This window comes from Streptomyces glaucescens, from assembly GCF_002154375.1.
In the GTDB taxonomy this organism is placed as follows: Bacteria; Actinomycetota; Actinomycetes; order Streptomycetales; family Streptomycetaceae; genus Streptomyces; species Streptomyces glaucescens.
Window position 1 is genome coordinate 1 of sequence record NZ_MUND01000138.1, and the last position, 12,099, is coordinate 12,099.

13 protein-coding genes are annotated in these 12,099 nt (G+C 73.9%); 6 read left to right on the top strand and 7 right to left on the bottom strand.

Annotated features, from left to right (window positions below; genetic code table 11):
* Nucleotides 1–196: 196 nt before the first annotated feature.
* Nucleotides 197–568, bottom strand: coding sequence for a GntR family transcriptional regulator (locus tag CCN42_RS10315; RefSeq protein ID WP_173883381.1), 372 nt, complete (start codon nt 566–568; stop codon nt 197–199).
* Between the two features lie 71 nt (nt 569–639).
* On the opposite strand from CCN42_RS10315, the gene CCN42_RS10320 reads away from it, so the two are divergent.
* From CCN42_RS10320 to CCN42_RS10330, 3 genes are all read left to right on the top strand, one after another.
* Complete coding sequence (locus tag CCN42_RS10320) at nt 640–1,572, top strand: GNAT family N-acetyltransferase (RefSeq protein WP_086734773.1); 933 nt, start codon at nt 640–642, stop codon at nt 1,570–1,572.
* On the top strand, nt 1,553–2,056 hold the full coding sequence (locus tag CCN42_RS10325; RefSeq protein ID WP_086172923.1) for a ribonuclease FAU-1 family protein: 504 nt from the start codon (nt 1,553–1,555) through the stop codon (nt 2,054–2,056). The genes CCN42_RS10320 and CCN42_RS10325 overlap by 20 nt, the downstream gene beginning before the upstream one ends.
* 228 nt (nt 2,057–2,284) lie before the next feature.
* Nucleotides 2,285–2,422, top strand: a complete 138-nt coding sequence (locus CCN42_RS10330) for a hypothetical protein (protein WP_086172922.1) — start codon at nt 2,285–2,287, stop codon at nt 2,420–2,422.
* On the opposite strand, the gene CCN42_RS10335 is transcribed toward CCN42_RS10330, so the two are convergent.
* A complete protein-coding gene (locus CCN42_RS10335) occupies nt 2,419–2,868 on the bottom strand; it encodes a GNAT family N-acetyltransferase (protein ID WP_086734774.1) in 450 nt (149 codons plus the stop codon). The genes CCN42_RS10330 and CCN42_RS10335 overlap by 4 nt on opposite strands.
* Before the next feature lie 164 nt (nt 2,869–3,032).
* Here CCN42_RS10335 and CCN42_RS10340 point away from each other — a divergent pair, with 164 nt between their 5' ends.
* On the top strand, nt 3,033–4,112 hold the full coding sequence (locus CCN42_RS10340; protein WP_086734776.1) for a lytic polysaccharide monooxygenase auxiliary activity family 9 protein: 1,080 nt from the start codon (nt 3,033–3,035) through the stop codon (nt 4,110–4,112).
* Nucleotides 4,113–4,168: 56 nt separating this feature from the next.
* On the opposite strand, the gene CCN42_RS10345 is transcribed toward CCN42_RS10340, so the two are convergent.
* Together CCN42_RS10345 and CCN42_RS10350 are read right to left on the bottom strand one after the other, a co-directional pair.
* Nucleotides 4,169–5,035: an esterase/lipase family protein gene (locus CCN42_RS10345; RefSeq protein ID WP_086172919.1), complete on the bottom strand. Its 867-nt coding sequence runs from the start codon at nt 5,033–5,035 to the stop codon at nt 4,169–4,171.
* Nucleotides 5,036–5,210: 175 nt separating this feature from the next.
* Entirely contained in the window at nt 5,211–5,654 is a 444-nt protein-coding gene (locus tag CCN42_RS10350) for a MarR family winged helix-turn-helix transcriptional regulator (protein WP_086734778.1), read from the bottom strand.
* A gap of 104 nt (nt 5,655–5,758) precedes the next feature.
* On the opposite strand from CCN42_RS10350, the gene CCN42_RS10355 reads away from it, so the two are divergent.
* Nucleotides 5,759–6,133 carry a cupin domain-containing protein gene (locus CCN42_RS10355; RefSeq protein WP_086734780.1) on the top strand — a complete coding sequence of 125 codons (375 nt, stop codon included), beginning with the start codon at nt 5,759–5,761 and terminating at the stop codon, nt 6,131–6,133.
* On the opposite strand, the gene CCN42_RS10360 is transcribed toward CCN42_RS10355, so the two are convergent.
* The 3 genes from CCN42_RS10360 to CCN42_RS10370 are packed head-to-tail and all read right to left on the bottom strand — an operon-like array spanning nt 6,111 to nt 11,230.
* A complete protein-coding gene (locus CCN42_RS10360; RefSeq protein ID WP_086734782.1) occupies nt 6,111–6,686 on the bottom strand; it encodes a GNAT family N-acetyltransferase in 576 nt (191 codons plus the stop codon). The two genes, CCN42_RS10355 and CCN42_RS10360, sit on opposite strands and share 23 nt — an antisense overlap.
* Nucleotides 6,687–6,695: 9 nt before the next feature.
* A complete protein-coding gene (locus tag CCN42_RS10365; protein WP_086734783.1) occupies nt 6,696–7,664 on the bottom strand; it encodes a DNA polymerase Y family protein in 969 nt (322 codons plus the stop codon).
* On the bottom strand, nt 7,661–11,230 hold the full coding sequence (locus CCN42_RS10370; protein WP_086734785.1) for a DNA polymerase III subunit alpha: 3,570 nt from the start codon (nt 11,228–11,230) through the stop codon (nt 7,661–7,663). Before CCN42_RS10370 ends, CCN42_RS10365 begins: the two co-directional genes overlap by 4 nt.
* Before the next feature lie 141 nt (nt 11,231–11,371).
* Between CCN42_RS10370 and CCN42_RS10375 the strand changes: the two genes are divergently transcribed.
* A partial coding sequence (locus CCN42_RS10375) for a DUF3533 domain-containing protein (RefSeq protein ID WP_086734787.1) occupies nt 11,372–12,099 on the top strand: 728 nt, incomplete at its 3' end.

Genomic DNA, 12,099 nt, shown 5'->3' on the forward strand with positions numbered 1-12,099 from the left:
TCGGCCGGCTCACGGCGCTCGGGCGCCGGGATCGCACCGAGCGCCGTGAGCCGGCCGAAGCCCCGGTTCAGCCGGGCGGGCTCGCCTTCGTCGTCCCGCGCCGGTGCCCTCCCGGCCAGGGCCACTGTCCCCACGCCCGGCCCGGGACCACTCCCCGCACGCCGCGCTCACCCAGCCGGGCGCTCGCGGCCCGGGGTCACTCCCCGTACGCCGCCCGCACGGCGTCCCGCACCGCCGCCAGAGCGCCGTCCCGGTCGGCTCCCAGCCGGCGGGCGCGCTCGGCGTACGCCTGGGCGGCCGACGCCAGCTCGCGCTCCGCCGCCGGGCCCGCCGCGGCGACGAACGTGCCGCCGCGGCCCCGGGTCTCGATCACGCCGTCCGTCTCCAGCGCCCGGTAGGCCTTGGCGACGGTGTTCGCCGCCAGCCCCAGCGACTCCGCCAGCCCGCGCACCGTCGGCAGCCGGTAGCCCACCGGCAGCTCCCCCGACCGCGCCTGTGCGGAGATCTGCGCCCGCACCTGCTCGTACGGCGGCGCGGCACCCTCATCGATGTGGATCTTCAACGTCACGGGGTGATTGTCCCGTACCCCCCGGAAAATGGGAGGCACCCGGTCCCCTTCCCCACGTAACGTGCGCCGGCATGACCGTCATCGTGCGCGAGCTGCGTCCCGGCGTACGGGCCGACGCCGAGGGCTTCGCCGAGGTCCGGAGCCTGGCCCTGCCGTTCATGCTGGACACCCCGGACTCCGTCCTGCACCGCCTCACCCACAGCCATCCCGACGCCCGCTTCCGGCAGTACGTCGCCGAGGAGGACGGCGAGATCATCGGCACGGCCCAGGTCGGCCTCGCCCACGACAGCCCGGAGCCGGGCCAGGGGTACCTCAACGTGTACACGCACCCGGAGCGGACCCGGCGCGGCGCCGGCTCGCTGCTGGTGCGCACCGCCGAGGAGTATCTGGCGGGGCTGGGCGCGACCCGGCTCTTCTCCTGGGTGCTGGACGAGCCCGCCCACCGGGCCTTCGCCGAACGGCACGGCTACCGGCCCAGCCGCTCCGCGCACTTCCTGCGCCTGGACCTGGCGCACGGCACCCTGCCGCCCCGGCAGGACCCGCCGCCGGGGGTCGAGCTGCGCACGGCCGCCGACTACGCGGACGACCCGCGCCCCCTGTTCGAGCTGGACGCGGAGGCCACGGCGGACGAACCGAGCGACATCGAGGCGGAGTTCACCGACTTCGCGGCGTGGGTCGAGGAAACCTGGAAGCATCCGCTGCTCGATCCGGAGCTGACGTCGGTGGCGGTCGCCGACGGCCGCCCGGTCGCGTTCAGCGCGGCCCACACCGACCGTCCCCGCCGCCGCTACGGCTCCGCGATGACCGGCACCGCCCGCGCCTTCCGCGGCCGGGGCCTGGCCAGACTCGCCAAGAACGACTCCCTGCACCGGGCGCGCGCCGCCGGGTACACGGATGCGTTCACCGGCAACGACACCGAGAACGGCCCGATGCTCGCGATCAACACGTGGTTCGGGTACCAGATCTGCGCCACGGAGGTGCGTCATGTCCGCGAACTCGGCTGAACCGGCGGACCGGGTCGACGTCGTGCTGGTCAAGGCCGGCCGGACGAAGATCCGCTACGCCGCCGAGCTGCTCACCGACGACGGGACCCGGGTCGCCGTCCGCGCCGCCTGGGCGGGCGAGGGCGTCCGCGACTTCGGCTTCGTGCGCTTCGAGCCGGGTGATGTCTTCACCGAGTACTACTGGCGTGACCGCTGGTACTCCGTGAAGGAGGTCCGCGCGGCCGACGGCACCCTGAAGGGCTGGTACTGCGACATCACCCGGCCGGCCACCCGCACCGGTGGCGAGCTGGTCGTCGAGGACCTGGACCTGGACCTGTGGCGCTCGGCCGACGGCTCCGACGTGCGCCGCCTGGACGAGGACGAGTTCGCCGAGAGCGGCCTCGCGGAGCGCGATCCCGGGGCCGCGCGGGCCGCGCTGTCGGCGCTCGACGAGCTGGAGGGCCTGGCCACCGGCGAGGGGGGCCTGGAATCCCTGCTGGGCTGAACCACCGGACCGGTCACGCGCCGTCGCCGGCCGGTCACGCGACGGCGCGGGCACGCAGCGCGGTCGCCCGATCACGGGGGTTCGCCGCGGTCCCAAAGGTGACACCCGCCACCGGCAACCGAATCGTGACAGCCGCCACAGACTAATCGGGCGGCGATGAGGAAGTCTCACCGAACGGGTCTACCTCCGTGAGAACGCGGAACTCGGTAGTCCCACTAGGAGGCAGACATGCGCCGTGTGACCGTGCGGAAGCCCCTGAAGACGTCGGACGCGCGCCGGATCCGCGAAGAGGCGGCCGACGAGCGTCCCGCCGGGCGGCCCGAGGTGCGCAAGGACATCGCGCGCACCTGGTGGCCGGAGAGCTAGTCCAGGAGCTTGCGGTAGTGGATCCGGTCGTACGGCCCGTCGACGCGCCGCTCCACGACCTCGTATCCGTACTTGGGGTAGATCTTCTGGTTCTCCCACATCATCGCGTTCGTGTAGAGCCTGATCTCGGACAGGCCGAGCACGCGCGCGTGCGCGTCGACGAACCGCAGCAGCCGTCGCCCCACGCCCTGGCCATGGGCGTCGGGGCGGACGGCGATGCTGTCCAGGAACAGATGGTCGTCGTACGCGTCCAGGACGACGAGACCGGTCACCGGTTCCCCGGTGACGAACACCCGCCCCGCGGCCACGTCCGCCGCGTGGTCCGCCTCCATGGGCTGGGGCACCACCCCGATGCGGGCGATGTAGTGCCGGTAGGCCGCGTCGGTCACGGACTTCACGGCGAGGGTGTCGGCGGCGACGGCGGGCCGGATCTCCAGGTCGTTCATGCTCCGCACGGTAGCTGCCTCAGCGCAGCCTGAGCACTCCCTTAACGGCACCATAAGGATCTCCGTCAGCCGCCCTCGGCGGGCGATTTCGCGAGCTCTCGGGGCTAGCTTCTGATCACCCCCACGGGATCACCGGAAAGCCCGACCGCCCTAGGAGTTCCTCCATGCCCGCACCCCGCCGCAAGGCCGCCGCCACCGTCGCCGCCCTCGGCCTCGGCCCGCTGGCCCTGACCGCGCTCTCGGCGGCGCCCGCGTCCGCGCACGGCTCGATGGGCGACCCGGTCAGCCGGGTCTCGCAGTGCTACGCGGAGGGTCCGGAGAGCCCGTCCTCGCAGGCGTGCAGGGCGGCGGTCGCGGCGGGCGGCACCCAGGCGCTCTACGACTGGAACGGCATCCGCATCGGCAACGCGGCCGGGCAGCACCGGTCGCTGATCCCGGACGGCAAGCTGTGCAGCGCGAACAACGAGGCGTTCAAGGGCCTCGACCTGGCCCGTGCCGACTGGCCCGCGACCAGCGTGCGCAGCGGCTCGTACGCCTTCAAGTACCGCGTGACCGCTCCGCACAGGGGCACCTTCACGGTGTATCTGACCAAGCCGGGCTACGACCCCGCCCGGCCGCTCGCCTGGGACGACCTGGACCTGGCGAACCCGGTGGCCACCGCCACCGATCCGGCGGCTGCGGGCGGCTTCTACACGTTCTCCGGCACGCTTCCCGAGCGCACCGGCAAGCATCTGCTGTACGCGGTCTGGCAGCGCTCGGACAGCCCGGAGGCCTTCTACTCCTGTTCCGACGTCACCTTCGGCGGCGCCACGAGCGGCACCCCTGCCGACACCTCGGGCAGCACCCCGGACGCCGGCGACCCGGCGAGCGGCGACACCGCCACCGACAGCGGCAGCGGCAGCGGCAGCGGTACGAACGGCGGTGCCGCCCCGGCTCCGGTCGCCTCCGCCCCGTCCGAGGAGCAGATCGAGGCCGGTGCCGAGCACTCGACCATCGAGAACCACGGCCACGGCGACGACGATCACCGCACGACGGCGGAGCCCGCCGCGGCGGCGGCCGCCGGATCGGCGCGGGCGAACCAGCCGAAGGCGGCGGGCGCGTCGCAGAACCTCGCCGAGACCGGCGGCGACAGCGGCACGGCGTACCTCGCCGTGGGCGGCGCGGCGGCACTCGCGCTCGGCGCGGCGGCCCTGTTCGCCTCGGTCCGCCGCAAGGCGGTGACCGGCGGCCGGCACGGCCGCTGAGGCGAGGGGACTCCGGGTCCGGCCGGCGGCTCAGGCCGGCCGGACCCCGGCGGCCGTCAGCTGAAGGCGGCGGCGCAGGTGGTGGGCCGGGCGTTCGCCGGGTCGAGCGCGTTGGCCACCTCGTGGAAGGCGATCCGGTCGAACAGCCCGATCGCCAGGTGCTCGGAGAGGTCGACCGGGCACAGGTCCTGGAGCAGCACGTTGCGTACGTTCGGCCCGTCCAGGAAGCCGCTCCGGTACGGCGTGACGACCTGGTCGTACCGGGTCGCGAGCACCGTGTAGCGGACGCCGGGGACGGTGTCGCCGCCCGCGTTGAGCCGGTTCAGGAAGTCGGATCCGGCGATCTGGTCGGCGAGCGCGGGGGTGGCGGTGGTGAGGAGGTCCTCGGCGCCGGGGAAGTACGGCAGCAGCGCGGTGAGTCCGCCGAGGGTCGTGCCGTGGTTGTCGGGTGCGATGCCGACGAGCGCGTTCACCTCGGCGGCTCCACCGAGGAACTTGAGGTAGTGACGGGGCATCATGCCGCCCTGCGAGTGGCCGACCAGGTCGGCTTCGGCGGCGCCGGTGGCGGCGAGCACCTTGTCGACGAACGCGTCGAGTTCCTCGGCGGACTTGGCGACGGGCCCGAGCCCGTGGAGGAACGGGACGCCGGGGAGCCGGCCGTAGTCGAGGGAGTAGACGCAGTACCCGCGTGCGACCAGGTACGGGGCGAGGCCCAGCCAGTTGTCGACGGCGTTGCCGAAGGTGCCGTGGACCAGGACGACGGGCCGGGGATGGGCGGTGGAGGGCTTGCAGGAGTAGTCGTTCCAGCCGCGGCTGGGAGCGTCGCCCGCGCGGGCGGTGGTGGCGGGGACGAGGGCGACCGCGACGGCCAGCAGCACGGCGGCCACGGATCTGCGGACGTGGTTGCGGTTCCAGGGCAGCATCGGGTGATCTCCTGACGGCTCGTGGGGAAGGAGGTTCGCCTGCCTTACGCCCTGTGATCCGGATCACGGGATGCTGTTCACTCGTCAAGTTACGGACGAGTAGCACCAAGGGGAAGCTGCGCGACGGTAAAAACACGCAGCACCGATCGATGCCGAGGCGCGCTCTGTCGCCGCTCTACCAGACAGGCCGGACCGGCCCGTGCGGCGCGATCCGCCCCAGCTGTTCCCGCAGCACCCGCACCTCGCCCTCCCCCAGCAGCTCGCTCCACTCCCCCACGACCTCCGCCGCCGCCTCCTCCGCGGCCCGCGTGCAGGCCCGGCCCCTCTCGGTCAGCTCCAGCAGCCGGGCCCGGGCATCCACGGGATGCGGCCGCCGCTCCACGTAGCCCTTGCGCACCAGTTCGTCGACGAGCTGGCTGGCCGCCTGCTTGGTGACCCCGAGGTGGGCGGCGAGCTCGGTGACCGTGGCCCCGCCCCGGGCGAGCCGGGTGAAGGCGTATCCGTAGGCGGGCCGCCCCTCGAACCCCCGGGCCACCACACCTTCGTTGATGCGCCGGGTGAGCTCCCCCGCGGCGGCGAGCAGGGCGGCGGTCAGGGAGAGGGCGTCGGAGTTCTGCACCAGGGAATTGAAACACCCTTGACCAAATGGTCAAGCGGGTTGACCATTGAGCCCGAAGAGATGGTCAAGCAGATTGACCATCTGCCATCGAGAGGGAGCCGCCCATGCCCGTCATCCGTCCCACCGACGCCCTCGTCCACGAGCTGCACGGCGCCCGCTTCGTCTCGCACGCCTCCCCGCGCACCGGCAGCAGGGAGCTGTGCGCCTGGCGCGGCGAGATTCCCGCGGGCACCGTCGCACCGGTGCACACCGTCAGCCGCGAGGAGATCCTGCATCTGCTCGACGGCGAGCTGCGGGTCACCCTGGACGGCCGTACCGCGCACCTCGCCCCCGGCGACACGGTGATCGTCACCGCGGGCACCGCCTTCGGGGTCGAGAACCCGGGCGAGCGGACCGCCGTCACCTGGGTCACCACCTCCGTCGGCCTGGAGGCGGAGCTGGCCGACGGGACGCGGATCAGCCCGCCGTGGGCCCGCTGACGCCCGTACGGTCCACGACCACCCCGCGATCACCGGCACGGAACGACCGGACGTCCAACTCGGCCCGCAGCGCCGCCCGTTCGGCCGGTCCCGTGTTCCGGTCGCCCACGGCCGCCCCCGGGGCGGAAGCGACCTGGAAGCCGGTGGCGCGGGCGAAGGCGATGCCCGGGACCCAGCCGGGCGCGAGGGTGGCGGTGACCCGCCGGACCGCCGGCGCGGCGGACAGCAGGGCCCCGGCGACCGCGGTGCCGATGCCGCGCCGCCGCCAGTGCGGTGCCAGCAGGCAGCAGCCGACCGCGCAGCTCTCCGGGTCCGGGTGGCCGAGCACGGCGTCGACGAGCCCGATCACCTGTCTCTCGGCCTCCAGGACGAGCAGCCGCTTCCGCTCGGGCGCGCAGCCCGGGGGGAGTGCGTAGTACATGCTCTGCACATCGCCCGGCCCGGACGGCTGCCCGGTGGCGGCGACGAACCAGTCCTCGCAGTCGGCGAAGAGTTCCAGCACGGCCGGCTCGTCCTCGGGGACGAAGTCGCGCACATCGATCCTCAGAGCCATCGGATCAATCTACGCCGCCAGTCTTCCCGGCATCACCGCGCGCGGCCCGAACTTGGCCCGCGCGCGGTCGGCGACCTCCTCGATACGGCGGATCCGTTCGTCCGCGGGGTCGAAGGTGAGCTGGTGGGAGGCCTGTTCGGCGGGGGTGAGGCCCTCGGCGCGCAGGGCGATCGCGCGGACCCGGGCGCGCTGGAGGCCGAGGGCGTCGTACATGCCGTAGACCGCCTTCGCCAGTGCCGCCGAGTGGGCGGTGGGCTCGGCGAGGGTGCGGGAACGGGTGGTGGCGGAGCGGTCGGCGTAGCGCACGGTGAGGGTGAGGGTGCGGCAGACCTTGTCCACGGCCCGCAGCCGGGCGCCGATCTCCTCGGCGGCCGACAGCAGGGCGCGGCGGTGCCGTTCCGGATCCAGTTCGTCGCGTTCGAAGGGGCGGTCCGTGGCCAGGGAGCGGGAGACCGCGTTGGGCACCACCCGGCCGCGGTCGATGCCGTTCGCCTTCTCGTGCAGCTCGCGGCCCGCCTTCGCGCCGACCAGGCGCTGGAGCGTGGACAGCGGCGCGGCGGCGACCCGGCCGAGGGTGTCGAGGCCGTACTCGCACAGGGTGCGGGCGGTCGCGGCGCCCACGCCGGGCAGGACGGCGACGGGCCGGTCGGCGAGGAACTCCGCCACGGCGTCCTCGGGGACCGCGCAGGTCAGCCCGGGCCGGGCGGCGCGCAGCGCGATCCGGGCCAGCATGGGGCCCGGCCCGGCGCCGATCACGCAGTCGACGCCGAAGTGGGCGAGGGCGCGGACCCGGATCACCGAGGCCAGTTCGACGGCGTCGCGCCCGAAGTAGCGTTCGGCACCGCCGAGATCGGCGAGCGCCCCGTCCGGTGGCAGCGCCTCGACGACCGGCGTGAACTCCTCCAGCAGTCCGAGCAGCTGGGGCAGGGCCGCCTCGTACATCGGCGGCAGCTGGAAACGTACGCAGAGAATCGTCATCCCGCACTCCCCGGGCTCTGGTGCCACAACTTCCGTGTCTGTGAGGGTTCTTGCCCCGCGGGGCGCAGATCGGCCCAGGGGTGCATCTCGTACCCCGTGGGCATGCGGATGGTCCGGGACCGGTGGTGGTCCATACGGTCCTGGGCGGCCGAGCCGGCCGGGGCGGGCAGCCCGTCGGAACCGGCGAGCCGCCCCCGCGCGGCCCCCTGGCCGTCGTCGGGCGGCGCCCCGCCGTCGGCCGCGGGACCGGTGCCGGGCGCGCCGGCGAGCCGGGCCGCGACCCCTTCCAGCCCTTGCTCCCGGCGCAGTTCGGCCAGTTCGGCGAGGTTCCAGGCGGCGGCGCCCACCACGCTGACGCTGCGCGGGCCGCGCCGCTGGACCACGCCGCGCACCAGCAGCAGCCAGGAGTGGAAGACGGTGTGGGCGCAGGCGTCGTGGGAGTCGTCGAAGAAGGCGAGGTCGACCAGGCCGGTGCCGTCGTCCAGGGTGGTGAAGATGACCCGCCTGCCGGACCGGATCGGCGGTGTCTGGGTGGCCGCCTTGGCGCCCGCGACCAGCACCGTCTCGCCGTGCCGGGCCTCGCGCAGCCGGCGGGCGCTCACCACGCCCAACTCGTCCAGGAACGTCCGGTGGTCGTCCATCAGATTGCGCGAGGCGTCCATGGAGAGCACGCCCAGCTCGGCGCTGAGCCGTTCCTCCGCGGAGAGGTCGGGCAGCCCGGCGGAGGCGGTCCGCCGTCCGCCGGACAGCGGGAGCTGGCCTCCGCCGCCGCCCTTGCCGCGCGCGCCGCGGTGCAGTTCGGTCAGGTGGAGTTGCAGGTCGCGGCGGTTGGCGCCGAACGCGTCCAGCGCGCCGACCTGGGCGAGCCGCTGGGCGAGCGGGCGGCTGGGGCGGGCCCGTTCCCAGAAGTCGAGCAGGGAGGAGTACGGCTGCCCGTCCTCGATCCGCCGCGCCTCGGCCTCGCTGATGTTGTGCACGTCGAAGAGGGCGAGCCGGAGCCCCCAGACCTCCCGCGAGAGCCGGGACGACGACGATGATTCAGACACCAGTTCGATCCGATGGGCGACCCCCGACTTGTTCACGTCCAGCGGCAGGATCGGCACCCCGCGCCGCCGCGCGTCCGCCAGCAGCAGCCGCTTGGGGTACATCCCGGGGTCATGGGTGAGCAGCCCGGCGTAGAAGGCGGCCGGGTGATGGGCCTTCAGCCAGGCCGACTGGTACGTCGGCACCGCGAAGGCGACCGCGTGCGCCTTGCAGAAGCCGTACGACCCGAAGGCCTCGATGATCTCCCAGGTGCGCTGAATCGTTTCCGTGTCGTAGCCGCGCGCCGCCGCGTGCTGGGCGAACCAGAACCGGATCCGCCCCTGGGACTCCGGATCGGACAGCCCCCGGCGCACCCGGTCCGCCTCGCCGCGCCCGCAGCCCGTCATGATGTCGACGATGTGGATGATCTGCTCGTGGAAGACGACCACCCCGTACGTCTCCTTCAGCGGACCCTCCAGATCCGGGTGCGGATAACGCACCGGGGCCCGCCCGTGCCGCGCCTCGATGAACGGCCGCACCATGTCGGCGGCGACCGGACCCGGCCGGAAGAGGGAGATGTCGACGACCAGGTCGTGGAAAGTGGCCGGCTGGAGCCGTCCCACCAGGTCCCGCTGACCCGGCGACTCGATCTGGAAGCAGCCCAGGGTCTCGGCGGAGCGGATCAGGCCGTACGTCGCCGGGTCGCCCGGCGGCAGCGCGTCCAGGTCGACCTCGGCGCCCGATGCGCGCTTCACCTCGGCGACCGCGTGCGCCATCGCCGACTGCATCCGCACGCCCAGCACGTCCAGCTTGAGCAGCCCCAGGTCCTCCACGTCGTCCTTGTCGAACTGCGCCATCGGGAAGCCCTCGCCGCTCGTCGGCATCACCGGCGTACGGGAGAGCAGGGAGGCGTCGGAGAGCAGGACACCGCAGGGATGCATGGCCACCCCGCGCGGCAGCGCGTCCAGCGCCTCGACCAGCTCCCACAGCGGGCCGTACCGCTCCTTCTCGGCGGCGAGCGCCTTCAGTTCGGGCAGCTCCTGGAGCGCCGCGCGGGCGTCGCGGGCGCGGATGTGCGGGAAGGACTTGGCGAGCCGGTCGATCTCGGCGGGGTCCAGGGACAGGGCCGCGCCGACGTCCCGGATCGCGTGCCGCACCCGGTAGGTCTCCGGCATCGCGACCGTCGCCACCCGCTCGGCGCCGAACCGGCCGATGATCGCCCGGTAGACCTCCAGGCGGCGCGCCGACTCCACGTCGATGTCGATGTCGGGCAGCACGACCCGCTCCCTGGACAGGAAGCGCTCCATCAGCAGCCGGTGCTCGACCGGGTCGGCGTGCGCGATGCCCAGGAGGTGGTTGACGAGGGAGCCCGCGCCGGAGCCGCGCGCGGCCACCCGGATGCCCATCTTCCGTACGTCGTCCACTACTTGAGCCACCGTCAGGAAATAGGAGGCGAAGCCGTGGTGGGCGATGATGTCCAGTTCCTCGTGCATCCGCTCCCAGTAGGCGCGGCGGCCCGCGTAGCCGCGCAGCACCATGCCGGCCGCCGCCCGGGAGGCCAGCACCCGCTGCGCGCTGCGGCGGTCCGCGCCGACCAGGTGCGGCTCGGGGAAGTGGACGGTGCCGATGCCGAGGTCGTCCTCGGGATCGACCAGGCACTCGGCGGCCGCGGCCTGGGTCTGCTCCAGCAGCCGCAGGGCGGCCTCGCGCCGGTACCCGGCGGCCTCCACGATCCGCTCGGCCGCCTCCCGCATGGCCCCCGCGCCCTTGAGCCAGGCCTCACCGGAGTCCAGCTCCTTGGCCGGGTCGATCGGGACCAGGCGGCGTGCGGCGTCCAGCACGTCGGCGACCCGGCCCTGGCCGGGGTCCGCGTACCGCACCGCGTTGCTCAGCACCGGGCGGACGCCCTGCTCGGCGGCGAAGCCGACGGTCCGGGCGGCCAGCCGCAGCGAGCCGGGGCCGGTGCCGGTACGGCCGTGCCAGACCGCCTCCAGACGCAGGTCGTCGCCGTAGGCCTCCCGCCAGGGGGCGAGGAGCCGCGCGGCCCGGTCGGGGCGGCCCGCAGCCAGGGCGCGGCCGACGTCGGAGCCGGGGCCGAGCAGCACGGTGAGACCGTCGGCGTGGTTGTCCCCCCAGGTGAGGACGGGGGTGTCCGGGTGGCGGTGGGCGGCGGTGACCAGGCGGCACAGATCGGCCCAGCCGCGGGCGCCGTCGCGGGCGAGGTAGGTGACGCGCGGGGTCGACTCGTCGATGAAGGCACCGCCCCGCACGGGGGTGCGGCGGCGCCGGTCCTGGTGGGCGGGACCGGCCTCGGAGGCGGTCGCCGCCGGGGCCACCGCCAGGTTCACGCCGAACAGCGGGCGCACGCCCGCGCGGGCGCAGGCCTTGGCGAAGCGGACCGTGCCGGCGAGGGTGTCGCGGTCGGTGAGGGCGAGGGCGTCCATGCCGCGCTCGAAGGCGCGCTCGGCCAGCCGCTCCGGGTGCGAGGCGCCGTGGCGCAGGGAGAACCCGGAGACGGTGTGCAGATGCGTGAAGCCCGGCATCGCACCTCCCGCCATCTCCGCTATCGAACACTCGTTCCAACCTGCCCACCACCACCATAGACCAAATCCCGAACATGTGTACGACAGCCGTTCGGGCCCCTCCCACCTGCGGAAACACCCGTCTCCCCGGAGCGTGGGGACATGACACAGACCACCTTCCTCCGCGAGGTGAAAGACGCCGTCACCCCGCGGGCCACTCTGCTCGTCCTCGGTGTGGTCGTTCTCCAGCTGCTGTTCATCGCCTCCTACGTGGGAGCGCTGCACCACCCGAAACTCAGGGACGCGCCGTTCGGGGTGGTCTCGCCCGCGGCCGTCGCCCGGCAGACGGTCACCCGGCTGGACCGGCTGCCCGGCTCGCCCCTGGACCCGCGGGCGGTGGCCGACGAGGAGACGGCCCGCGAGCAGATCATGAACCGCGACCTCGACGGCGCCCTGGTGGTCAACCCGGCCGGCCCCACCGACACGCTCCTGGTCGCCACCGGCGGCGGCACCGCCCTCGCCACCGCGCTGCAGACGCTCACCACCACCGTGGAGAAAGCCGAGCGGCGCACCGTGCGGACCGTGGACGTCGCCCCCGCCTCCCCCGGGGACTTCAACGGGCTGTCGTCGTTCTACCTGGTCGTCGGCTGGTGCGTCGGCGGTTACCTGTGCGCCTCGATCCTCGCGATCAGCACCGGCGCCCGGCCCGCCAACCCGCGCCGCGCGATGATCCGCCTCGCCGTGATCGCCCTGGTGTCGATCGTCGGCGGCCTCGGCGGCGCACTGATCGTCGGGCCGGTCCTGGACGCCCTGCCCGGCAGCGTGGCGGCGCTGTGGGGACTCGGCGCGCTGATCACCTTCGCGGTCGGCGCCGCCACCCTCGCCGGGCA